General features: G+C 67.5%; 25 protein-coding genes and 2 tRNA genes. 14 read left to right on the top strand and 13 right to left on the bottom strand.

The genetic code is table 11. The annotated features are described in order from the left end of the window. Window positions 1-86: 86 nt before the first annotated feature. Both BLW09_RS09285 and BLW09_RS09280 read left to right on the top strand, forming a co-directional pair. Entirely contained in the window at window positions 87-752 is a 666-nt protein-coding gene (locus tag BLW09_RS09285; RefSeq protein ID WP_089916753.1) for a response regulator transcription factor, read from the top strand. A gap of 16 nt (window positions 753-768) precedes the next feature. After that, the gene (locus BLW09_RS09280; protein WP_089911477.1) at window positions 769-981 is read left to right on the top strand and encodes an antitoxin; all 213 of its coding nucleotides are present in this window, start codon (window positions 769-771) and stop codon (window positions 979-981) included. A gap of 8 nt (window positions 982-989) precedes the next feature. Here the strand turns inward: BLW09_RS09280 and BLW09_RS09275 are convergent, their stop codons facing one another. Beyond that, window positions 990-1571 carry a DUF3761 domain-containing protein gene (locus BLW09_RS09275; protein ID WP_231947150.1) on the bottom strand — a complete coding sequence of 194 codons (582 nt, stop codon included), beginning with the start codon at window positions 1569-1571 and terminating at the stop codon, window positions 990-992. A gap of 96 nt (window positions 1572-1667) precedes the next feature. After that, window positions 1668-2339: a hypothetical protein gene (locus BLW09_RS09270; protein ID WP_089911472.1), complete on the bottom strand. Its 672-nt coding sequence runs from the start codon at window positions 2337-2339 to the stop codon at window positions 1668-1670. Between the two features lie 266 nt (window positions 2340-2605). On the opposite strand from BLW09_RS09270, the gene BLW09_RS09265 reads away from it, so the two are divergent. Next, window positions 2606-3568, top strand: coding sequence for a hypothetical protein (locus BLW09_RS09265; RefSeq protein WP_157696927.1), 963 nt, complete (start codon window positions 2606-2608; stop codon window positions 3566-3568). A gap of 28 nt (window positions 3569-3596) precedes the next feature. Further along, window positions 3597-4127, top strand: coding sequence for a hypothetical protein (locus tag BLW09_RS09260; protein ID WP_089911467.1), 531 nt, complete (start codon window positions 3597-3599; stop codon window positions 4125-4127). A gap of 35 nt (window positions 4128-4162) precedes the next feature. On the opposite strand, the gene BLW09_RS19335 is transcribed toward BLW09_RS09260, so the two are convergent. Then, window positions 4163-4279 carry a helix-turn-helix domain-containing protein gene (locus tag BLW09_RS19335; RefSeq protein ID WP_442911291.1) on the bottom strand — a complete coding sequence of 39 codons (117 nt, stop codon included), beginning with the start codon at window positions 4277-4279 and terminating at the stop codon, window positions 4163-4165. Window positions 4280-4668: 389 nt separating this feature from the next. Here BLW09_RS19335 and BLW09_RS09250 point away from each other — a divergent pair, with 389 nt between their 5' ends. Beyond that, window positions 4669-5025 (top strand): hypothetical protein, encoded by a 357-nt coding sequence (locus tag BLW09_RS09250; RefSeq protein WP_157696925.1) that lies wholly within the window; start codon window positions 4669-4671, stop codon window positions 5023-5025. Window positions 5026-5221: 196 nt separating this feature from the next. On the opposite strand, the gene BLW09_RS18920 is transcribed toward BLW09_RS09250, so the two are convergent. The 3 genes from BLW09_RS18920 to BLW09_RS09240 form a co-directional block, all read right to left on the bottom strand. Continuing rightward, complete coding sequence (locus BLW09_RS18920; RefSeq protein ID WP_157696924.1) at window positions 5222-5803, bottom strand: hypothetical protein; 582 nt, start codon at window positions 5801-5803, stop codon at window positions 5222-5224. 1 nt (window position 5804) lies between these two features. Further along, on the bottom strand, window positions 5805-6419 hold the full coding sequence (locus BLW09_RS09245) for an N-terminal phage integrase SAM-like domain-containing protein (RefSeq protein WP_157696923.1): 615 nt from the start codon (window positions 6417-6419) through the stop codon (window positions 5805-5807). 129 nt (window positions 6420-6548) lie between these two features. Then, window positions 6549-6622, bottom strand: a tRNA-Gly gene (locus BLW09_RS09240). 123 nt (window positions 6623-6745) lie between these two features. Between BLW09_RS09240 and BLW09_RS09235 the strand changes: the two genes are divergently transcribed. The 6 genes from BLW09_RS09235 to clpX all read left to right on the top strand — a co-directional run bounded on the left by BLW09_RS09235 (window position 6746) and on the right by clpX (window position 11700). Continuing rightward, window positions 6746-6820: transfer RNA gene (locus BLW09_RS09235), tRNA-Pro, on the top strand. Window positions 6821-6880: 60 nt separating this feature from the next. Next, window positions 6881-8272: a trigger factor gene (tig, locus tag BLW09_RS09230; RefSeq protein WP_089911454.1), complete on the top strand. Its 1392-nt coding sequence runs from the start codon at window positions 6881-6883 to the stop codon at window positions 8270-8272. 81 nt (window positions 8273-8353) lie between these two features. Further along, complete coding sequence (locus BLW09_RS09225) at window positions 8354-8839, top strand: tetratricopeptide repeat protein (protein WP_089911451.1); 486 nt, start codon at window positions 8354-8356, stop codon at window positions 8837-8839. Window positions 8840-8952: 113 nt separating this feature from the next. Beyond that, a complete protein-coding gene (locus BLW09_RS09220) occupies window positions 8953-9546 on the top strand; it encodes an ATP-dependent Clp protease proteolytic subunit (protein WP_026307152.1) in 594 nt (197 codons plus the stop codon). Window positions 9547-9577: 31 nt separating this feature from the next. Beyond that, the gene (locus tag BLW09_RS09215; protein WP_018190794.1) at window positions 9578-10246 is read left to right on the top strand and encodes an ATP-dependent Clp protease proteolytic subunit; all 669 of its coding nucleotides are present in this window, start codon (window positions 9578-9580) and stop codon (window positions 10244-10246) included. A gap of 179 nt (window positions 10247-10425) precedes the next feature. Continuing rightward, complete coding sequence (gene clpX / locus BLW09_RS09210) at window positions 10426-11700, top strand: ATP-dependent Clp protease ATP-binding subunit ClpX (RefSeq protein WP_089911448.1); 1275 nt, start codon at window positions 10426-10428, stop codon at window positions 11698-11700. Here the strand turns inward: clpX and BLW09_RS09205 are convergent. Next, a complete protein-coding gene (locus tag BLW09_RS09205; RefSeq protein ID WP_089911445.1) occupies window positions 11657-12958 on the bottom strand; it encodes an ion channel protein in 1302 nt (433 codons plus the stop codon). The genes clpX and BLW09_RS09205 overlap by 44 nt on opposite strands. Window positions 12959-13066: 108 nt before the next feature. Then, a complete protein-coding gene (locus BLW09_RS09200; RefSeq protein WP_089911441.1) occupies window positions 13067-15106 on the bottom strand; it encodes a M3 family metallopeptidase in 2040 nt (679 codons plus the stop codon). A gap of 121 nt (window positions 15107-15227) precedes the next feature. Here BLW09_RS09200 and BLW09_RS09195 point away from each other — a divergent pair, with 121 nt between their 5' ends. The 3 genes from BLW09_RS09195 to BLW09_RS09185 are packed head-to-tail and all read left to right on the top strand — an operon-like array spanning window position 15228 to window position 17343. Continuing rightward, window positions 15228-15896, top strand: coding sequence for a helix-turn-helix domain-containing protein (locus tag BLW09_RS09195; RefSeq protein ID WP_089911438.1), 669 nt, complete (start codon window positions 15228-15230; stop codon window positions 15894-15896). Next, window positions 15896-17161: an MFS transporter gene (locus tag BLW09_RS09190; RefSeq protein ID WP_089911435.1), complete on the top strand. Its 1266-nt coding sequence runs from the start codon at window positions 15896-15898 to the stop codon at window positions 17159-17161. Before BLW09_RS09195 ends, BLW09_RS09190 begins: the two co-directional genes overlap by 1 nt. Further along, window positions 17158-17343 (top strand): hypothetical protein, encoded by a 186-nt coding sequence (locus BLW09_RS09185; protein ID WP_089911432.1) that lies wholly within the window; start codon window positions 17158-17160, stop codon window positions 17341-17343. Before BLW09_RS09190 ends, BLW09_RS09185 begins: the two co-directional genes overlap by 4 nt. A 10-nt stretch (window positions 17344-17353) precedes the next feature. Here BLW09_RS09185 and BLW09_RS09180 read toward each other — a convergent pair whose 3' ends face one another. The 5 genes from BLW09_RS09180 to BLW09_RS09160 form a co-directional block, all read right to left on the bottom strand. After that, window positions 17354-17626, bottom strand: a complete 273-nt coding sequence (locus BLW09_RS09180) for a hypothetical protein (RefSeq protein ID WP_089911429.1) — start codon at window positions 17624-17626, stop codon at window positions 17354-17356. Continuing rightward, entirely contained in the window at window positions 17626-18099 is a 474-nt protein-coding gene (locus BLW09_RS09175) for a GNAT family N-acetyltransferase (protein ID WP_231947148.1), read from the bottom strand. Before BLW09_RS09175 ends, BLW09_RS09180 begins: the two co-directional genes overlap by 1 nt. Window positions 18100-18169: 70 nt before the next feature. Further along, window positions 18170-18616, bottom strand: a complete 447-nt coding sequence (locus tag BLW09_RS09170; RefSeq protein WP_089911422.1) for a GNAT family N-acetyltransferase — start codon at window positions 18614-18616, stop codon at window positions 18170-18172. Further along, window positions 18613-21231, bottom strand: coding sequence for a valine--tRNA ligase (gene valS / locus BLW09_RS09165; RefSeq protein WP_089911420.1), 2619 nt, complete (start codon window positions 21229-21231; stop codon window positions 18613-18615). Before valS ends, BLW09_RS09170 begins: the two co-directional genes overlap by 4 nt. A 116-nt stretch (window positions 21232-21347) precedes the next feature. Next, on the bottom strand, window positions 21348-22670 hold the full coding sequence (locus tag BLW09_RS09160) for an MFS transporter (protein WP_089911417.1): 1323 nt from the start codon (window positions 22668-22670) through the stop codon (window positions 21348-21350). Window positions 22671-22683 lie beyond the last annotated feature (13 nt).

Genomic DNA, 22683 nt, shown 5'->3' with positions numbered 1-22683 from the left:
CCGTCCCCTGCTTGACACGACACGCCGTCCGGCCGCCCGCCGGGACGGCGTGTCGTGTCAACCGGATGCGGCCCTAGGCTGGGGTGGTGCCGAGCGACCCCAGCCCCGTCCCGTTGCGCGTCGTCGTCGCGGACGACTCCGTCCTGCTGCGCGAGGGCCTCATCCGGCTGTTCGACGAGGCCGGCTTCGACACCGTCGGGGCGTTCGGCGACGCGGACACGCTGCTGGAGGCCGTTCCCGACCTAATGCCCGATGTCGCGGTGCTCGATGTGCGGATGCCGCCGACGTTCCGCGACGAGGGCGTTCGGGCCGCGCTGCGCATCCGCCGCGAGCATCCGTCGATCGCGGTCCTGCTGCTGTCGCAGTACGTCGAGGGGACGTACGCGCAGGAGCTGCTGGCCGGCGGCGAGGGCGGAACCGGCTACCTGCTGAAGGACCGCATCGCCTCCCTCGACGAGCTGCGGGATGCGGTGACCCGTGTCGCCGCGGGCGGAACGGTGCTCGATCCGCAGGTGGTCCGCGAGCTGCTGACCCGCCGCACCGACCCGCTGGAGCGCCTGACCCCGCGCGAGCGGGAGGTGCTGGAGCTGATGGCCGAGGGCCGGACGAACGCCGCGATCGCCGCGCGCATGGTCGTCGGCGTCGGCGCCGTAGAGAAGAACGTCACCTCGATCTTCCAGAAGCTGGGCTTGGAGGACTCCGGCGACGACCACCGCCGGGTGCTGGCGGTACTGGCCTTCCTGCAGCGCTGAGGTGTTGGATGGCCGCATGGCTGGATTCGACGACATCACCAAGAAGGCGCAGGAGTTCCTGAACGACCCGAAGGTCAAGGACGCGCTCAGCTCCGAGCAGGCGGAGGACGTCAGCGACAAACTCCTCGACGGCGTCGCCGGCGCCGCGAAGAAGGTCACCGGCGGCAAATTCGACGACAAGATCGACGGTGCGCGCGACGCCGCAGACAAGCACGTCGGCAACGAATAGCGGTCAGGTCAGCGGTACCACTCTCTGACCCCACCGTGGTGGGAACACGTTCCCTGGTGGTGAGCGGAGAAGGACAGGGTTCCGTCGTTGCACAGTGCCGTCGCTCCGCCCGGAGCGGGGGCTGGCGCTTGTGCGGGTGCGGGCGCCGGGGCAGGAGGCGGTGGCGGCGGCGAGATGATGAGCCGGACCGTGGACCCGGCCGGCAGAGTCGATCCCACCAAGGGCTCTTCGCCGACGACCGACCAGCCGATCTCGCTCGGCAGAATGTTCCCCGCGGTGTCCGCGAACGCGACAAGAAGGCCCTGCGCTGTGACTTCTGCGCTTGCCTTCTCGGACGTCTCACCCACGTGATCTGCCTGCGTGACGGGAGGGAGCGAATCGGCGGTCGGGTTCGCTGCAGTCGATGGAGTCTCGGTAGAGTCATCGGCGCTGTATCCCGTGTCGCCACTGTCGTCGATCGACGCCGAGTACGAGTCGTTCTGCTGGCCGGCCTGACTGACCGATTGGACGCAGGAACTGATCCCGCCGACGGTGAGCAGGAGCACGAATGCCGCAGCGACGAAACCGGCCGAACTTTTCTTCTTACTCACGCGGAACCCCCTGACGCGTGCACAGTAGCGCCGCAAAAATGAGATGTCCTCACCCAATTCGAGGGCCATGTCTCGCGGACATCGCGAGCGCGTGAATCAGTCGCTCGGCCGCAGCGGCCGGTAGACGCGGAACGCCTTGTTGTAGGTCCGCATGCCCCAGAGCAGTGAGACCAAGACGACCGCCACGGCGACGATCCCACCGAGCACGGCCGCGACGGCGGGATGCGCGCCGAGCGCCCACGACGTCCCGCCGACGAGCAGGCCGACGACGATCGCCTCCACGATGGTGATGATCATCATGGAGCTGCCGAGCACCGGACTCGGCCCGCGCGGATAGAAGAAGTGGTACGTGACCCGCGCTCCGTCCTCGTCGTCGTGAGCAGAAGCCAGCAGGTACTGCTCCAGCCCGGGGTCGAGCTCCACGTACGCCGCCCGCAGCCGATTCATGGCCACCACGTACATCAGATCCTCACTGGCCGTGTTGAACGCACGCACCTCGGTGACCAGCCCGAGCAGCGCGAGCGCGAGCAGCACCCCGAGCGCCGCCACCCCGAACCACCCGCGGAACCCGCTCGCCTGCCCGATGAACCCGAGCGTCACAAGCCCGGCCGACACGAGCGTCAGGAAGATCGCGATCCGCGTCAGCACCTCGCTCTGCGTTGTACTCCGCGACGCCAGCAGCCCCCAGTGCTCGGTCGCGAGCAACTGCGCCCGCAGGCTGCGCTGCGCATCCGTGAGCCCGTCGCCGGGCGGCGGTGGTGCCGTCATGGGGGCATTGTGGCGCTGAATGCGGGGACGCGGCACCAGTGGATGTGACGGTGAGTGACAGGCTGTGGAGGGGATGACGGGAATCGAACCCGCGTAATCAGTTTGGAAGACCGAAACTGACCCATTCCGCTGCCCCGTGATTTCGGGCCTGACCAGTAAAAACTTCTTTTGAACCGGACGTGCCCAGTGTACATGCGGAAGCGAAAGGGGCACGAAAGGGCGCGGCCTTTCGCAGGAGTAGACCGCACAGTCGCTATCCTCTCGCTATGCAGCACACGCGCCCGGGGAGGGTGTTTACACTTCGTCTCATTCCGCCAGCACAGCAGACGTTATTGGAGACGCCCGAAGAACACATCTTGGAGGCGATCTCGCCCGGGAGACGCGCAACACGATATGGGCGAGAGTGGATTGTGGGCCAAACCTCGCTAGAGCATGCCGAGGCGGGCAGCCGACAGGGAGACCTCACCGGGCGAATCGGTTTCCAGGGCGAGGCGGGAACCGCTGAGATATGGGACGACGACCTGCAAGACTTCGTTCCGACCGCAATCCCGAGCGGACTAACTGCGCCATTCGCAATTGATCTGCAAACCTTGACCGCTGCGATGCAGCCGCGCGGTTCGATTATCAGGATCAATTCTCTAATCGGCGCGTTTGAGGCACTGCTCAGCGCTCCGGGCCAGCGGTGGCAAATCGTGGGCTTGCGAAACCGGATGTCGTTGGAGGAGTGGAAGTCGTCGGTCTCGAAAGTCACAACCGTGAAGTTCTGGATCCGCGAGCCGAATCCCCACTACTTCGACGCGCACAACCTCAAGGACATCATGGAGGACGTTCGCAGCGAAGCAATCCAGCTAGAGGCCCGAAACGACGCGGGCCTAAACGCGGATAGCTCTTTCATTCGGGAGACGGAGGGGCATATCGAGCGAGGGTACGGAGAGGCTGAGTACAAGGGCGTTCGCGGCGAAGGGTCAGAGGCTCGTGAGACCGTATATAGCACCAAGGTGGGCGCGGAAGAGGAGTCAGAAGAGATTCCGGTAGACCCTAAATCGGGCGAAGTCGCTGCCTCCTCGCTAGTGGAAGTCCTGGCCAATACCAAGCAGGGAGAGAACAATGACGCGTATGGACGACGTGTCAAAGGGACGCGCGCGGAAGGGTCAGCGGACGGCCACCGCTCGGAGCGTCGGTCCCGGGAACTCGGGAGCGCTGGAGAAGCCGAAGCCGAATCCGAATGAACGCCCGGCCCGCTCCTGGAAAGAGCGGGTGCAGAGCACCAAGGTTGGTGCGCTGCTGTTTTCGTGGGACTTCATCACAGGGCTGCTTGTCGGAGGCGTATTGGGCTTGGTTGTTGCTCTTGTGCCGTCGCTACAGGCCAACGGGTTCACTTTCATGATCACCCTCAGCGGGATTGGCGCGGCGGTAGCGGCGCTGGTTCTCGCGCCCATGGCGATGCTTTTGGCGTCGATGAGTCCGCAGTTCCATCAGCTCATCGAACTCACCAGGAGTGGTATCGCTGGCGTCTTACTGCCGTTTAAGCAAGTCGCAGTCATCGCAGTTGGTGCTTGCGTTACCGGACTTGTCGTGTCGGTGCTCGCGCCCTTGTACAAAACCACTCAGTGGTGGGCTATCTGGATCGCTGCAAGCGTGCCGATCATTCTTCTGATTTGGGCAGTCGCCGGATGCGTCCAGGTAACGGGCTTTGTGATTCAGATGATCCAAACGGACAGGGAAGCGCAGAAGGATCTTGCCCGACTCGACGACGCCAAGCAAGGGAAAGGTTCCCACGCGGCCTGATTGTGGCGGCAGGCTCCCACCCGCATCAACGCTGGTCAGGCCCTCGCGGCGGCTAGATATCGGTATACGGTCGGCTCGGATACCTTCAGCAACCTTGCGATCTCGCGCACCGACTTTCCTTCGTCTGGAGAGGCGAACCGCAAACGCGGCACTATCGCTCGTCAGCGCCCGTGGGCGACCTCCCACGCGACCCTGAGTGCGCGCTTCAGCCAGTCCGGCGCGGGTGCGGTGCTGAATAAATCGGCTCTCCATGCCCGCGAGGCATCTAGCGCGGGCGCTAGACACTCAGCCGTCGTGCTCAGGCGATAACAAGCGAGCCAAGGTCGGCTCACCCCGCAAGTGCAACCGGTCCCCGGAATAGGGCTGCTGGCTCATCTGGACGGGGATTGACGCGGCCACAGCGTTACAGGCTCAGTCGCCTACGCTTGCCGATCTTGTCGCTCTCAAAGCGTCTGACGGGATGGAGGCCGTTGTCGATGCAATTCGCCTTCGAGTAAGCAACGCTCCTCGCTTATTCCGGGTGTATCACGAGGACGCAGACGTGGACGTCGTGGAGCTGGCGAGGCATGAAGGGGGGCACATCGTCGGCCACTCCTTCAAGAACTGCCTATTACATGGCCCCGCTGTCCTTGCGGTCGCCGCGAGTGACGTGATCATTCATCAACGCTTGGACTATGGACAGATCTGGCCCCTCGAAATCGGGAGACCATACATGGGTCAAATCGACCTGGTCGAAAGTCGAATCGAAGACTGCAAGTTTGACCGAGTAGGTTTCGCCTTCCCGCCCAAGCGGCTAGCCCAACTGCCACTCCCGAGCGAAACCGGCGCGAAGGCCGTCTTCGGATCGATGCCGAACATGTCGGTGTACCTGGAAGAGGACGACGCGGGCGAAGCATGAGGTTGAAGCGAGTCTGGGCCTAAGAGAGTAACAGCGCAACTCGCCATTTACGCCCGCCGTCCTCCGACACGGAGGCCTCACGGTTGTAGCGGCGACGCGTGGTATCGAGCCGGAAGCTCGTGATCGGCGGCCCCCCGCAGCATTTACCAGAACACATTGTGACTAAGCAGGGTGGGGAGCGCTGTGTGGGTCACCATCAACGTCGGCGGAAAGCTGCTCTAAGACCTTCGGCAATACTGTGGAACGCAGAGACCAAGCCTCTGGCCACATCGCGAAAAGCCAAGGCAGCGCTTGTGCCAATAGCCACCAGCCCCTGACCCAGCGAGCGCACGCCCACCGCCAACACCTCCGACGGTGCTGCCACAACCTGGAAGAGCACGGTCCAGAAATCGCGTGCTACTTCAAAAGAGGCAAGGCCCGCCGTGAGAATTTGCCGAACGTACTCGCTGGACGCTGCTGCTCTAATTGCCGTTGACGTGGCCACCCAGCGCAACAACACCCCGGCAAACAACACAACAAGGATCAGCCACATCCAGCGCGCATCCTGCGATCCATGGGAATGTTGAGCCGTGCCCAGCACTCCGAACTCTAAAACGATTGCCGCCACGGCGATGGACAGGTTTCCTAAGAATCCAAGAAACAGTCCGAGAGCGGAACGCTTTGGACTCCTCAATCGAGCCTCGAAGAGCAGGGACAGCATTAGCACTGGGACCAACTGAGCGATAATCCCCGCGGTTCCGCGATCCATGACGTTCCAGTCGGGCAGCACGTCGATCACTTTAGCGGTGGGGATCAGGCATACCGGGCCGCTCAGGAACCTGCAAGTCGGCGGGCAGCTGCATCTTGATGGTGTCGAAGTCGTCCACGGACCTGTACGGGCGCGGCGTGCTGTCGTCGGCGAAGCAATCTTCGACACGGCACGGCGACTTGCCGATGAGGTCCCGGGAGACGGCCCACGTCATGATGCCAGAGAGCAGCGAATAGGCCTGCTTGCGCGAGACCTTCAGCTTGCCGTGCCAGCGATCCACCTGGGTCGGGGTGATCTCCTTCAGGGGCAGGTGTCCGAAGGTCGGGAGCAGGTGCCGACGGAGGAGGCTGGCATAGCCCTCCACGGTCCGGGGCGTGCGCTTCCCAGCACGCACCTTCTGCTCCTGGAGTCGCATATAGCGGTCCGCCCAGTAGTTGAAGGTCTCCGCTCCCAGGTCCGGGTTACGCCACGTCTCCTTGCGGATCTCGGCGTTGATGTCGTGCAGGAAGGTCTGAGCCTCCTTGCGGGTGTGGAAGGTCTGCGGCCCCGTCTGCTCCTTGCCGCCCGGCCCCATGTATCGGGCCTGGAAGCGTCCACTGTCTAGCTCTCGGATCTTGCCGCCTACGGTGCGCGGTGCCTTTGTCATCGGCCGTCCCATGCGTCCTACGCCGGTCGGGAGGCGTCCGAAGTGCACAAGGGGCACGGGAGGGGCACAACCGGCTTCATTAGGTCCGGCACGATGGAAGGAAATGGCTGATCGGAAGCCGTACTCAAGTGGAGGGGATGACGGGAATCGAACCCGCGTAATCAGTTTGGAAGACTGAGGCTCTACCATTGAGCTACATCCCCGGCGCCGCAGGTGCGGCACGGTGGCCGCCCGATTCTGCGCGGCGGCCGACGACCATCGTAGTACACGCGCGGGGGAGCACGCGTGCAGTAGACTTGCCCACGGTCTTTCGCACCGCTTCAAGCCGGGGCGTAGCTCAGCTTGGCTAGAGCGCCCGCTTTGGGAGCGGGAGGTCGCAGGTTCGAATCCTGTCGCCCCGACGAGGACCTCGTTCCTTGCGAGAAGACCATCGTTCGATCATTCAGGAGAACCCAGACATCGTGAAGACCACGGTCGAGAAGCTCAGCCCCACCCGCACCAAGCTCACCATCTCGGTGACGCCGGAGGAGCTGCAGCCTTCCATCAAGCACGCGTACGAGCACATCGCCGAGCAGGTGACCATCCCCGGTTTCCGCAAGGGCAAGGTGCCGCCGCCCATCATCGACCAGCGGGTCGGCAAGGCCGCCGTCCTGGAGCACGCGGTCAACGAGGGTCTCGACGGCTTCTACCGTCGCGCCGTGGAGGAGAACGACGTTCGTCCCCTCGGCCGCCCGGAGGCCGACATCACAGAGTGGCCGAACGAGAAGGACTTCTCGGGCGACCTGCTCCTCACCATCGAGGTGGACGTGCGCCCCGAGGTGAAGCTGCCCGACTTCGACGACATCACCATCACGGTCGACGCGGCCGAGGTGGGCGTGGATGACGTGGAGGAGGAGCTGGACCGGCTCCGCAGCCGCTTCGGCACCCTCGTCACCGTCGACCGTCCGGCCAAGACCGGTGACTTCGCGCAGATCGACCTGGTCGCCGTCATCGGCGGCGAAGAGGTCGACACCGCCGCGAACATCTCCTACGAGATCGGCTCGGGCGAGCTCATCGACGGCATCGACGAGGCCCTCGACACCCTGACCGCCGGCGAGACCACCACGTTCGAGGCGCCGCTCATGGGCGGCGACCACGAGGGTGAGAACGCGCAGATCACCGTCACGCTGAACGCCGTCAAGGAGCGCGAGCTCCCCGAGGCCGACGACGACTTCGCCCAGATCGCCAGCGAGTTCGACACCATCGGCGAGCTGCGTCAGAGCCTGCGCACGCAGGTCGAGCGCGCCAAGGTGTTCGGCCAGGGCACGGCCGCCCGCGACCAGCTGGTCGACAAGCTCCTCGAGCTGGTCGAGATCCCGGTCCCGGAGCAGCTGGTCGAGGACGAGGTCCACCGTCACCTGGAGCAGGAGAACCGCCTCGAGGACGACGTCCACCGCGCCGAGGTGAAGGAGTCCAGCGAGAAGACCTTCAAGACGCAGATCCTCCTCGACGAGGTCGCGCAGGAGAACGACGTCAAGGTCAGCCAGGACGAGCTCACCCAGTACCTCGTCCAGGGTGCCGCGCAGTACGGCATGGACCCGAACGAGTTCGTCAAGATCCTCAGCGAGAACGGCCAGATCCCGTCGATGGTCGGCGAGGTCGCCCGCAACAAGGCGCTCGCGATCATCCTCGGCAAGGTGAAGGTCGTCGACAGCAACGGCAAGCCGGTCGACCTGGCCGAGTTCACCGCGATCGCCGACGGCAACGACACCGACGCCGAGGCTCCGGCCGACGAGGCCCCCGCGGCTGAGGAGGCTCCCGCCGAGGAGAAGCCCAAGAAGCGCTCCACCAAGAAGAAGGCCGACGACAAGTAGGCCCATCCTCTGGTTGACACGACACGCCGTCTCGTACTGTTGCGAGACGGCGTGTTGTGTCATGTGGATGAAGGAGTGCGGATGGACGACTGGCGACAGCGGGTGGATGCGGTCTGGGCCGACGCGGACGACACGCACGAACAGCAGACGCTCGACGCGATCGACGCCCTCGTCGCCGAGCGCCCCGCCAACGACCCGGAGGCGCTGTTCGAGGCGGCGAGCGCCCGCGACTTCGCCGGCCGCGAGGTCGACGCGGAGCCGTTCTACCGCGCAGCGCTCGCACACGGCCTCGCCGAGCCGTACCGGGGGCAGGCGATCGTGCAGCTGGCGAGCACCCTCCGCAACCTCGATCGTCCGGCTGAGGCGCTCGGCCTGCTGCGCGACTTCCTCGGTGCAGAGCCCGAGCATCCCCTCGCCGACGCCGCCCGCGCGTTCGCCGCGCTCTGCCTCTTCGACGACGGGATGCCCGCCGACGCGCTCCGCGAAGCGCTGTTCGCCCTCGCCCCGCACCTGCCGCGGTACAGCCGCTCGGTGACCGCCTACGCGGCCGCGCTCGACGACGACTGACCACCGCATCCGACCCCGGCCGCCCGGCTCTCTCTGCCGAGGGCGAACAGCGCCGAATTGCGCTCGGCCCTCCGATAGATTCGACACCAAGCGACAAAGGAAACGGAGCGAACATGGCCGATATGGGTATCCAGCCCAGTGTTTTCGACAGACTTCTCAAGGACCGGATCATCTGGCTCGGTTCGGAGGTCCGGGACGAGAACGCGAACGAGATCGCCGCGAAGCTGCTGCTCCTGGCCGCGGAGGACCCCAAGCGGGACATCTACCTCTACATCAACTCCCCGGGTGGCTCGATCACCGCGGGCATGGCCATCTACGACACGATGCAGTTCGTCCCGAACGACATCGTCACGGTCGGCATCGGAATGGCCGCGTCGATGGGGCAGCTGCTCCTCACCGCAGGCACCAAGGGCAAGCGCTACATCACCCCGAACGCACGCGTTCTTCTGCACCAGCCGCACGGCGGGTTCGGCGGAACGGCGAGCGACATCCAGACCCAGGCTCAGCTCATCATCGACATGAAGAACCGCCTCGCTCAGATCACCGCTGAGGCGACCGGCAAGTCGGTCGAGCAGATCAACGCCGACGGCGACCGCGACCGCTGGTTCACCGCCCAGGAGGCGCTGGAGTACGGCTTCGTCGACCACATCCGGGAGTCGGCCCTCGACGTCTCGGGCGGCGGCGGGACCGAGCCGGAGTCCAAGTAGCAGGCCGCTGAATAGGAATAGGACAAATTCGATGAACACCCCCATGCTCGGCGGTCAGGCCTTCAGCGGCGTTCAGGCGCCCGGCGCCCGCTACATCCTCCCCAGCTTCGAGGAGCGCACGGCGTACGGCTACAAGCGCCAGGACCCGTACGCGAAGCTCTTCGAGGACCGCATCATCTTCCTCGGCGTGCAGGTGGACGATGCGTCCGCCGACGACATCATGGCCCAGCTCCTCGTGCTCGAGAGCCAGGACCCGGACCGCGACATCGTCATGTACATCAACTCGCCCGGTGGCTCGTTCACCGCGATGACGGCGATCTACGACACGATGCAGTACATCCGCCCGCAGATCCAGACCGTCGTGCTCGGCCAGGCCGCATCGGCCGCCGCCGTGCTGACGGCCGCCGGCACCCCTGGCAAGCGTCTGGCGCTGCCGAACGCCCGCATCCTCATCCACCAGCCCGCCGTCGGCGAGGCCGGACAGGGGCAGGCGTCCGACATCGAGATCCAGGCCAACGAGATCATGCGGATGCGCACCTGGCTGGAGGAGACGCTCTCGAAGCACTCCAACCGCTCGGTGGAGCAGGTCAACAAGGACATCGACCGCGACAAGATCCTGTCGGCGGCCGAGGCCCTCGAGTACGGCCTGATCGACCAGGTGCTCACCAGCCGCAAGTCGCTTCCGGCGCTGGTCAAGTAAGCCGCGACACCCGCAACGGGGTGGCCGTCCTCACGGGCGGCCACCCCGTTCGTGCGTCCGGCGGGAGTCATCTGCTGTGAGCAGAACCGCCGCGTGAACGAAAACGGCCGGGCTGCGCATCATTGTCGTCCGCACGGGTTAGGCTCGTCTGAACAGACCCGAAGAAGGAGGGGAGAGGGATGGCACGCATCGGGGAAAGCGCCGATCTGCTCAAGTGTTCCTTCTGTGGCAAGAGCCAGAAGCAGGTCCAGCAGCTCATCGCCGGTCCTGGCGTGTACATCTGCGACGAGTGCGTCGAGCTCTGCAACGAGATCATCGAGGAGCGACTCGCCGAGGCGGGTGAGGAGGCGTCGAGCGAGTTCGACCTTCCGAAGCCCAAGGAGATCTTCGGGTTCCTGGAGGAGTACGTCATCGGCCAGGAGCAAGCCAAGCGCGCTCTGGCCGTCGCGGTGTACAACCACTACAAGCGCGTCCGCGCCCGGCAGAGCCTCACGGCCGCCGACACGATGGACGACGTCGAGATCGCGAAGTCGAACATCCTGCTGATCGGCCCGACCGGCTGCGGCAAGACGTACCTCGCGCAGACGCTGGCCCGGCGCCTCAACGTGCCGTTCGCCGTCGCCGACGCGACCGCCCTCACCGAGGCCGGCTACGTCGGAGAAGACGTCGAGAACATCCTCCTCAAGCTCATCCAGGCCGCCGACTACGACGTCAAGCGGGCCGAGACGGGCATCATCTACATCGACGAGGTCGACAAGATCGCCCGCAAGGCGGAGAACCCGTCGATCACGCGCGACGTCTCCGGCGAGGGCGTGCAGCAGGCGCTGCTGAAGATCCTCGAGGGCACGGTCGCCTCGGTTCCGCCGCAGGGCGGTCGCAAGCACCCGCACCAGGAGTTCATCCAGATCGACACGACGAACGTGCTGTTCATCGTGGCCGGCGCGTTCGCCGGGCTGGAGGAGATCATCTCCTCGCGTGCGGGCAAGAAGGGCATCGGCTTCGGCGCCCCGCTGCACTCCAAGGGTGACGACATCAACCTCTTCAGCGAGGTGCTGCCGGAAGACCTGCACAAGTTCGGTCTCATCCCCGAGTTCATCGGCCGGCTCCCGGTCGTGACGACGGTGACGCCGCTCGACCAGGATGCGCTGATGCAGATCCTCACCGAGCCGAAGAACGCGCTGGTGCGGCAGTACCAGCGCATGTTCGAGCTCGATGGTGTTCAGCTGGAGTTCGATCACGCCGCTCTCGAGGCGATCGCCGATCTCGCGGTGCTCCGCAAGACCGGTGCCCGTGGCCTCCGCGCCATCATGGAGGAGGTGCTCGGCCCGATCATGTTCGAGGTGCCGTCCAGCTCCGAAGTGGCCCGTGTGGTCGTGACGAAGGAGGCGGTGCTCGAGAACGCGGCGCCGACTATCGTCCCGCACCGCCCGCGGCGGGAGGAGAAGTCGGCGTAACCGCCGGCTCCCGGATCAGCATCTCCGGCGCCTTCGTCACCATCAGCCAGGTCGGAAGCACGACCAGGCACAGGATCGGCAGGATCAGCAGGTTCTGTGTGACGGCGACGCCGATGAAGATGGCGATCCAGCCGTCGCGCGCGATGGCCAGGGTCAGCCCGAACACGCCGGCCGCGACTGCGATCTGCACGGGCACACCCGGAACCAGCGCGTTCGCGAGCGTGCCGACGGCCGCGCCGATGAACACGGCCGGGAAGATGCGGCCGCCGCGGAATCCGGACCCCGCGGCCACGAGCAGGGCGGCGAGCTTGACCACGAGGATGAGCGCCAGCTGAGCCGCCGTGTAGTCGGCCCGTGAGGTGACCAGCTCGCTCATCTGTGTCAGCCCTTTGAACAGGGTGATCGGTCCGCCGAGAGCGCCGAGGCCGCCCAGCACCGCGCCGCCGAGCACCGTGATCAGCAGGGGATGCCGGAGGGCGTGGAAGCCGCGGTGGACCAGCGGAAACAGGTACACGCCGACCAGGCCGATCGCGGTGGCGAGGACCCCGATGACCAGCGCGGCGAGCACATCCCACCCGGTGACCGTCGTGTAGGCGGGCATCGGGATCGCGAAGTGCGGATGCGCCAGGAACGTCATCGTCAGCGACCCGGCCGCCGCCGAGACGAGCGGCAGGAACAGCTTGTCCCAGAGCGCGCCTCCGCCCTTCACCGCTGCGACCATCCCGGTGAAGACCAGTGCGGCCGCCACAGGCGTACCGAACAGGGCGCCGATGGTGCCGGAGGCGGCCATCATCATGACGATGCGCGTCGGGACGGCCTTCCACACGCGCGCGACGAGCGCGACCATCAGGCTCGTGTTGATCGCGATGATCGGATTCTCGGGCCCCAGGCTGACGCCGCCCGCCAGCCCCAGCACGGCGGCGAGGGCGAGCGAGGGGACGACGGCGGGGCGAAGCGGCGGCGCCACCAGCTCGGTGGTGGCCGAGTCCGGCCCGGCGTGACCCGGGACGAGCCATACCGTCAGTCCGACCGCCGCTCCCGTGACGGTGAGGACGGCGAAGATCCACCAGCCGGAGGACGGGTCGATGCCGAGAGCCTGCGGCAGACCCGTCCACACGCCGTCCTCGATGAGACCGGCCAGTTCCTCGATCGCCCACAGGGCGAGCGCGCTGACCACCCCGACCACCACCGCCGGGATGCTGAGCAGCACCAGCTGCCGCACGGAAGGCGCCGTGAGCTCCGGCTCCGTCGTCGTCATCGTCGCCCCTCCTGAATGCACTCAGGCGCTGAGTGCGCTCAGCGCTCGAGAGCGCTCAGCGCGCGAATGCGCTCAGCGTAGAGGGTGGCCGACGAGGCGGGCTAGGGCTCAGTTGTCGAGGCCGCGGCGCTTCAGCAGCGGCTCGATCTCGGCGTCGCGGCCCCGGAAGTCGCGGTACGCCTCCAGCGGGTCCTTCGATCCGCCGACGCCGAGGAGCCGCGAACGGAACCGGTCGCCGTTGTCCCGCTTCAGCCCGCCGTTCTCGCGGAACCACTCCACGGTGTCGGCGTCCAGGACCTCGCTCCAGATGTAGGAGTAGTACCCGGCGTCGTAGCCGCCCGAGAAGGTGTGCGCGAAGTACGTGCTGGCGTAGCGCGGCGGGACGGCCGGGTTGTCCAATCCGACGTCGGCGAGCGCCCGCGCCTCGAAGGCCGCGACGTCCTCGACCGCGTCGTCCGCGGTGATCCGGTGCCACGCCTGGTCGAGCAGGGCGGCCGCGAGGTACTCGCTGGTGGCGAAACCCTCGTTGAACGACTCGGACGCGTGCAGCTTGTCGACGAGCTCCTGCGGCATGCGCTCGCCCGTCCGGTAGTGGACGGCGTAGTTCTCGAGCACCTCGGGCCACAGCATCCACATCTCGTTGACCTGGCTCGGGAACTCGACGAAGTCGCGGAACACGTTCGTGCCGGCGAACCGGGGATAGGTCACTCGCGCGAACAGGCCGTGCAGCGCATGCCCGAACTCGTGGAAGAGGGTGTTCGTCTCGTCGTACGTGAGGAGGGTCGGCTCGCCCGCGGCGGGCTTCGGCACGTTGAGGTTGTTGACCACGACGGTCGGCGTGTCGAGGAGGGCGGACTGCGAGATGAGCGGGTTCATCCAGGCGCCGCCGCGCTTCGAGTCGCGCGTGTACAGGTCGAGGATGTACAGGCCGAGCTCCGAGCCGTCCTCGTTGCGGGCCTCGAAGACGCGGGCGTCGGGGTGGTAGGCCACGAGATCGGGCCGCTCGGTGAAGGTGATGCCGTAGAGACGGTTCGCCGCGTAGAAGACGCCGTCGCGCAGCACGCGCTCTGCCTCGAAGTACGGGCGCATCGCGGCGAAGTCGACGTCGAACTTCTCCGCGCGCACCTTGCCGGTGAGGTAGGCCCAGTCCCAGGCCTCCACGGTCTCGTCGTCGCCGAGCTGACGCTGCAGGTCCGCCTGCTCGGCGCGGGCGTTGCGCGCCGCTGCCGGGGCGAGGCGGCCGAGCATGTCGGCGACGGCCTCCGGCGTGCGCGCGGTCTGGTCGGCCGTGACGTACGCGGCGTGGGTGTCGAAGCCGAGCAGGCGCGCCCGCTCGGCACGCAGACGGGTGATCTCGAGCACCAGGTCGCGGTTGTCGTTGTCGCCTCCACGGATGCCGCGGGAGCGGGAGGCTGCCATGATCCGCTCACGGCTCTCGCGCCGGGTGAGGTCGGCGAGCCACGGGTGCCCGGTGGGGAGGACCAGCGTGACGACGTATTTGCCGTCGAGTCCGCGTTCGGCGGCGGCCTGGGCGGCAGCGGACAGCTCGCCTTCACCGAGACCGTCGAGCTCCTCGGCGCTGTCGAACACGACCGCGAGTTCGTTGGTGTCGGCGAGGAGGTTCTTCTCGAACCGTGTGGTCAGGGTCGACAGCCGCTGGTTGTACTCGCGCAGCCGCTCCTTGTCGGCGTCGTCGAGACCGGCGCCCGCCAGGGTGAACTCGGTGTAGTAGCGCTCGACGAGGTAGCGCGACTCCGGGTCGAGGCCCAGCTCGTCGAGTCGAGCGTGGAGGGCCGCGATGCGCGCGTACAGCTCCGGGTTCAGGCGGATCGCATCCTGGTGGGCCGCCAGCCGCGGCGCCATCTCCTCCTCCAGGGCGTTCGTGAAGTCGGTGCTGTCGCTGGAGCTCTTGTTGAAGAACACCTCGGCGACACGCTGGAGGGTCTGGCCGGAGCGCTCGAGCGGCAGCATCGTGTTCTCGAAGGTGGCGGGCTCGCCGCCCGCGACGATCGCGTCGATCTCGGCCAGCTGCTCCTCGAAGCCGCGCTCGAAGGCCGGCCGGTAGTGCTCGTCGCGGATGTCGGCGAACGGGGGCAGCTGGTACGGGAGGGTGCTGGGGGAGAAGAAGGGATTCGCGGTGTCGGCCATAGGCCCAGCCTAGACAACCGGTGGTGCCGCTTGCAAAGGAATCATTGCAAAGGGTCAATTGCAAAAAGGCAATTGCAAAGAAGTAGTTGCAAAGAAGTCTTTGCACTCGTATTCTGGTCACATGACGAACCAGGAACAGCCCGAGCAGACCGACCAGGCCGGGCAGAGCGAGCAGCCGGCCGGCGTCGCCGGGGGAGCCTCCCGCTACGAGGAGGCCCTGGGCATGGCGGCGCTGCGGGCCCTGGCGCATCCACTCCGCGTCGAGCTCATGAACGAGCTGTCCGACTTCGGCCCGGCCACGGCGAGCATGCTGGCCGAGCGCCTGGGGGAGTCGAGCGGCGCGACCAGCTACCACCTCCGGCAGCTGGCGAAGCACGACATCATCGTCGAGGACACCGAGCGGGGCTCCGGCCGGGAGCGCTGGTGGCGCATGGCGCCCGGCGGCGTCACGATCGGTTCCGCCGAGACGCTGGCCACGCCGGCCGGCCGGGAGGCCAGCGAGCTGATCTCGCTCGGCTGGCAGCAGAACAACGAGCGTCGCCTGGCGTCCTTCCTCCGTCGTGGTCTCGACACCTTCGGGTTCGACTGGATGGAGTCCAGCACCCTGTCGACCTCGCACCAGGAGCTCACCCGCGAGCAGCTCGCCGAGTTCGGCCGCGAGTACTACGCCCTGCAGGAGCGCCTCAAAGAGAAGTGGAAGGCCGAGACCCCGGAGGGGGAGGCCGCCGACCGCAAGCGCGTCCAGATCCAGTTCAACGCCTTCCCGCTCGTGGAGCAGGAGGACCGCTGATGTCCGCTCCCGTAACGCGCACGCCGCTCGGCGCGGGCTTCGGCCGGCTGTGGACGGCGGCGATCGCCAGCAACCTGGCCGACGGCCTGGGTCGCACGGCCGTCCCGCTGATCGCGACGACGCTGACCCGCGACCCCGCGCTGATCGCCGGAGTGAGCGCCGTGACGTTCCTGCCGTGGCTGCTGTTCGGCATCCCCGCCGGCATGCTCCTGGACCGGGTCGACCGCCGCGTCGCCATGGCGGTGGCCAACTCGCTGCGCTTCGCGGTGGCCGCCGTGCTCGCGATCCTCATCACCACGGACGCCCTGACGATCTGGCTGCTCTACGCCTGCGTTCTGGCGTTCGGGCTCGGCGAGACCGTGTTCGACAACGCGACCTCGACCGTCGTCCCCGCGCTCGTCTCGCGGGATCAGCTGGATCGCGCGAACGGGCGGATGCAGTCGGCCGAGATCACCATCCAGAACTTCATCGCCACGCCGATCGCCGGCTTCCTGTTCGCCGTGGCGATCGTGCTGCCCGTCTGGCTGACCGGCGCCGGGTTCCTCGTCGCGGGGATGCTGGCGCTCAGCATCCCCGCAGCCGCCTCCCACGCCGCGCACCAGGGTGGGTCCGGCGAGCAGGGGACGACCGAGCCGCGCCCGACGCTCTCCGCTGTCGTCGGGTTCCTCTGGCAGCAGCGCTTCCTGCGGTGGATGATCCTGCTCACCTCGACGACGGCGTCCGCGCTGGCGTTCGCGCAGGGCAGTGTCGTGCTCCTGCTGCTGCAGACCTTCTCGGTTCCCGCGGCGCTGATCGGCGTCGTCACCGCGGCCGTCGGCGTCGGGGCGCTCGTCGGAGCCCTCGTCTCGAGCCGTTTCGTCGAGCGGTTCGGCCGCGGCCGTGTCATGTTCTGGGCGATCCTCGTCAGCGGCGTCGGCATCCTCGGCGTCGGGGTCACCGCGAACGTCTTCATCGCCATCGGCGCGTACGCGATCGGCGCCTTCGGCGTCGCGGTCTGGAACGTGCCGTGGGGCGCACTCCGTCAGGCGATCATCCCGAACGCCATGCTCGGTCGCGCGCTCGGAATCGTCCGCACCCTCGGCTGGGGGCTCACACCCATCGCCACCGTCCTGGGCGGCTTCGTCGCCCGTATCGACCTCCGGCTGCCGTTCGTCATCGGCGGCGGGCTGGTGGTCGTCCTGACGCTCGTCGCGTCACGTCTGATCCTGTCGGCGTCCGTGCAGACGCCGGCCCACGAACCCGTCCCGGAAGGACAACCGTCATGACCGCCGTCCTGGTCACCACGTACCGCCCGTTCACCCACCGCGTCGCCCTGCGGGTCGGCCGCGCCCTCACCGCGTGGGGTGCTCGTCCACTGCCGCACGGCCTCGGCCACGCCGACCGGGTGGAGCGCATCGAGCGCACCCGCGACACCGCGGCGCTCACTCTGCCGCAGCTGCCGCGCTGAGTGTCCGGCGCTACGCCTCGTCCGCGTCGTAGTCCGACGTGTCGGCCTCGATCGTCTGCGTGATCGTGGCCGAGTCCTCCTGGGGGTTGTACCGGATCTCGGTGCCGTCGTCGAGCGTGACGACCGGCTTGCCCTCCAGCCAGGTGAGGGTCCAGCTCCAGCCCGTCGTCTCCACATCGGTGGCGACGAGCTCCTCCTCGACGGTCTGCACGGCGTACGCGACGACCTCGGGGAGGGAGGCGGGAGCCTGCTCGCCGACCGCCCAGCGCGTCCCGAGCTGCATCAGGCGTTCCCCGCCTGTGCGCGGGCGGCCGCCAGGTCGATCTCGTACGTCACCCACGACGTGCGGCTCGCGACCTGGTCGTACAGCTTCTGCGCGTCGGTGTTGTCCTGCGCGGTGATCCACTGCACCACACCGAGCCCGCGCTCCTCGGCGAGGGAGCGGGCGGTCTGGATGAGCGCGCCGCCGACACCCTTGCCGCGCTCCTCCTCGACGACGAACAGGTCGTCCAGGAACAGTCCGCGGTCGCCTTCGAGCGGGCGCGCGAACTCGCGCACGTGGGCGAGCCCGACGATGCGGTCGCCGTCGACGGCGACGTAGCCGTCCTCCTCGTGGTCGTCATCGGTGAGCCAGGACCACAGGACCAGGGCCTTCTGGTCCGTCAACTGGGTGTCGTAGAACTCGGCGTACTTCGCGTACACATCGAGCCAGGCGAAGAAATCGCCGTCCTTGACCGGTCGAACCTCGATCGACATGGATTCCTCCGTTCGCGTTTCGCGCCCGGCTGTGAGTCCGGTGCGTGCTCCGACCATATAACGGTCGGGTTCAGGGGACGAGATCGTAGGTGACCCACTTGGTCTTCTCAGCGAACCTGTCGTACAGGCGCCGCGCCGTCTCGTTGTCCTTCGCCGTGACCCACCGGACGACCGAGAGCCCGCGCTCCTTGGCGCTCTCCCGCAGGGCCTCCAGCAGGGCGGAGCCGGCTCCGGCACCGCGCGCGTCGGCGCTCACGAACAGGTCGTCGAGGTACAGGCCCTTGCTGCCGTCGAGGGGACGCACGAACTCGCGCACGTGCGCGAGGCCGATCGGAGTGTCCTCCTCGTCGACGGCGAAGTACGCCTCCAGCTCGTTGTCCGGGTCCGAGATCCAGCTCCACACCAGCAGGGCCTTCTCGTCGGTGACCGGACTCTCGTAGAAGTCGCCGTAGCCCGCGTAGAGGTCGAGCCAGGTGAAGAACTCGTTGTCTCGTACGCGCCGGACGCTCGCCGTCATCGTGCCTCCTCGGTCGGGGTCGCGGCGAGCAGGATATCGGTCACCTGCAGCTCATCGGCGGAGGCGAACCGCAGGTCGGCGATTCTGCCGACGGAGCGGAGGTCTCCGGCTGCGGACTTCACGGCCACGATCTCGACGGCGGGGCCGGCGATGACGGCCGAGTCGACGGGGGTGCGCTGCGACGCCTTGGCGGCCGTCTTCGCCCCGCGGATGCCCGTGAGAGCGCGGCCGACGATGGCGAGGACCTCGCGGTCCGCGCTCCAGTCCAGAGCGACCTCCCTGGCCTCGGGCCAAGGCGCGACATGCACGGAGCCCTCCTCGGACCAGCTCCACGCCTCCTCGGCCGCGAAGGGCAGCACGGGGGCGAAAAGGCGCAGGAACGCGGAGAGTGCGACCCGCAGCGCGACGACGGCGGAGGCCTGCTCGGCACCCGCCTCTCCGTAGGCGCGCTCCTTCACCAGCTCCAGGTAGTCGTCGCAGAACGTCCAGAAGAACGGCTCGACGATCTCCAGCGCGCGGGAGTGCTCGTAGTTCTCCAGCGCCGCCGTCGCGTCCGCGACGACCCCGGCGAGGTTCTGCAGCATGCTGCGGTCGAGCGGGCTCGTCACCTGGTCGAGGTCGAGCGACGCGGGCGCCTCGAACCCCAGGATGAACTTGGCCGCGTTGAGGAGCTTGATCGCCAGGCGGCGGCCGATCTTGATCTGCGTCGGGTTCTGCGGGTCGAAGGCCGCGTCGGTGCCGAGCTTGCTCGAGGCCGCCCAGTACCGCACCGCGTCGGAGCCGTGACGCTCCAGGATGTCGGCGGGCGTCACCACGTTGCCCTTCGACTTCGACATCTTCTTGCGGTCGGGGTCGACGATGAAGCCGGAGAGGGCGGCGTTGCGCCACGGCGCGACGTCCGCCTCCAGCTTCGCGCGGAGCAGGGTCGAGAACAGCCAGGTGCGGATGATGTCCTGCCCCTGCGGGCGGAGGTCGAACGGGAACACGGCGTCGAACAGCTCGTCGTCGCGCATCCACCCGCCGGCCAGTTGCGGGGTGAGCGAGGACGTCATCCAGGTGTCCATCACGTCGTGCTCGCCGACGAACCCGCCGGCCTGCCCGCGCTGCGCCTCGTCGAACCCGGGCGCGGTGTCCGACGACGGGTCGACCGGCAGCATGTCCTCCGACGGGAGGATCGGCTGGTCGAAGAGCGGATTGCCGTCCGCATCGAGCGGGTACCAGACCGGGATCGGCACGCCGAAGAAGCGCTGGCGCGAGATCAGCCAGTCGCCGGTGAGGCCGTTGACCCAGTTCTCGTAGCGGACGCGCATGAAGTCGGGGTGCCAGTCGATCTCACGGCCGAGCTCGATGAGGCGCGCGCGCAGCTCCTCGTCGCGGGCGCCGTTCTTCACGTACCACTGGCGGGTGGAGACGATCTCGAGGGGCTTGTCGCCCTTCTCGAAGAACTTCACCGGGTGCTGGATGGGCTTGGGCTCGCCCTCGAGGTCGCCGGAGGCGCGCAGCAGGTCCACGACGGCCTGCTTGGCCGAGAACACGGTCTTCCCGGCGAGCTGGGCGTAGGCCTCCCTGCCCGCGTCGGACGTGATCACCGCGGGCGGCTCGGGGAGGATGCGGCCGTCGAAGCCGATGATCGCCCGGTTGGGGAGATCGAGCTCGCGCCACCAGGTCACGTCGGTGATGTCGCCGAAGGTGCAGATCATGGCGATGCCCGATCCCTTGTCCGGCTGGGCCAGGTGGTGGGCGACGACCGGCACCTCCACGTCGAACAGCGGGGTGCGGACGGTCGTGCCGAACAGGGGCTGGTAGCGCTCGTCGTCGGGATGCGCCACCAGCGCCACACAGGCCGGCAGCAGCTCCGGGCGGGTGGTCTCGATGGAGACCGGGCCGTCGGCGCCGTGGAAGGCGACGCGGTGGTACGCGCTCGGCTGCTCGCGGTCCTCGAGCTCGGCCTGGGCGACGGCGGTACGGAAGGTGATGTCCCACAGGGTGGGCGCCTGCGCCTGGTACGCCTCACCACGCGCGATGTTGCGCAGGAAGGCCAGCTGGGAGGTGCGGATCGAGTCGCGCCCGATGGTCCGGTAGGTCTGCGACCAGTCGACCGAGAGGCCGAGGGTGCGCCAGAGCGCCTCGAACTGCTTCTCGTCCTCCTCGGTCAGGCGCTCGCACAGCTCGATGAAGTTGCGGCGCGAGATCGGCTTCTGGTCGGCGGCCTTCGTGCTCTTGTTGTCGCCGCCTTCGAACGGCGGCTCGAAGTCGGGCTCGTAGGGGAGCGACGGGTCGCAGCGCACGCCGTAGTAGTTCTGGACGCGGCGCTCGGTGGGAAGGCCGTTGTCGTCCCATCCCATCGGGTAGAACACCTTCCGCCCACGCATGCGCTGGAAGCGCGCGATCACGTCCGTGTGCGTGTAGCTGAAGACGTGGCCGATGTGCAGGGACCCGGAGGCCGTCGGCGGCGGAGTGTCGATCGAGTACACGCCGTCGCGCCCGGCGGCGAGGGCGCCTGCGCGGTCGAACTCGAACGTGCCGTCCTGCTGCCAGCGATCCCCCCACTTCGACTCGAGACCCTCCAGCGCGGGCTTGTCCGGTACGCGAGCGGCGGGCGTGTTCTCGCTCATAGGGGTCCTCCGAGTCGATATGTGCGGCACCGTGTCCACGGGGTGCCTGAGTGTGGGATCCCCTCCAGCGTACCGAACCTCGGGTGCGAACGCGTCGCCGCGCGCGCTCTGCCGGGTCAGACCTCGTCGACGATGGGCGTCCTCCGTGCCGCGAACAGCGCCGCCACGAGGGTGATCGCCGACATGACGACGAGCACGATGCCCGGGTGCCACCACGCGTTGCCGGTGGCCTGTCCGAAGATCAGCGTGAGTGCGGGGACGAACGAGGTCAGCAGCGCCGCGAGGCTGTAGGCGACGGACAGTCCGCTGTAGCGCACCTCGCTCGGGAACAGGTCGGACATCAGTCCGCCGAGCCCCGCCCAGGACAGGGTGGGCAGGATGCCGCCGATGATCATGCTCCCGACCAGGATGCCGAACGACGCGTACTGCAGCAGGAAGTACATGGGGAAGGCGACGATGAGCGTGCCGACCGCGCCGATGGCCACGACCTTCGCCGACCCGATCCGGGTCGCCCACAGGCCGAAGAGCGGGATGGTGACCAGCTGCAGCAGGCCGCCGATCGTCGTGGCGACCAGCAGATCCTGGTACTGGAAGCCGAGCACGGATGTGCCGTAGTCGACCATGTAGGTGTTCATCAGCGAGTAGGAGCCGATGCCGAGCACGGCGGCGCCGATGCCGATGACGAAGCCGGAGGGCGCCTTGCGGAAGACGTCGATCACCGGGAAGCGGTCGCGCGTGCCGGTCTCCAGCAGCTTGCGGAACACGGGCGTCTCGTCGATCGACCACCGCAGGTACAGCGACACGAGCAGCAGCGGGAACGCCGTCAGGAAGGGGATGCGCCATCCCCACGCCGCGAGGTCGGCCGACGACATGGTGAGGGTGAGCACGATGAACACGACGGCGCTGAGGATGGAGCCGACCGGCGACCCGAGCTGGGGGAGCGCCGCGTAGAACCCGCGCTTCTTCGGGTTGGCGTACTCGGTCGCGAGGAGGATCGCTCCACCCCATTCGCCGCCGACCGAGAAGCCCTGCAGCAGGCGCAGCAGCACGATCGCGATGGCGCCGAACCAGCCGGCGGCCGCGTAGGTCGGGAGCAGGCCGACGAGCCCGGTGCTCAGCCCCATCAGGAGGATGGTGATGAGCAGGGTCGGGCGGCGTCCGATCCGGTCGCCCAGGTTGCCGAACACCACCGCGCCGATCGGGCGGATGACGAATCCGGCGGCGATGGCCAGGAACCCGGCGAGCGCGCCGCCGAGCGCGCCGAGCGGCGCGAAGAACAGCGGCCCGACGAAGAATGCCGCGAAATAGGCGTAGAGGTAGAAGTCGTACGACTCGAGCGCCGTTCCGACGAACGAGGCGATGGTGACGCGTCGCGCGGTGCCGGGGGTGATGCCCGGGCGGTCGGTCTCGCTGCGGACGGGGCTGGTGGTGGTTGTCACGGGTGTCCTTCAG

This window comes from Leifsonia sp. 21MFCrub1.1 (assembly GCF_900107895.1).
Classification (GTDB): domain Bacteria; phylum Actinomycetota; class Actinomycetes; order Actinomycetales; family Microbacteriaceae; genus Leifsonia; species Leifsonia soli.
Note: the sequence above shows the minus strand (reverse complement) of the source record. Positions and strands in the feature narration are given on the sequence as shown.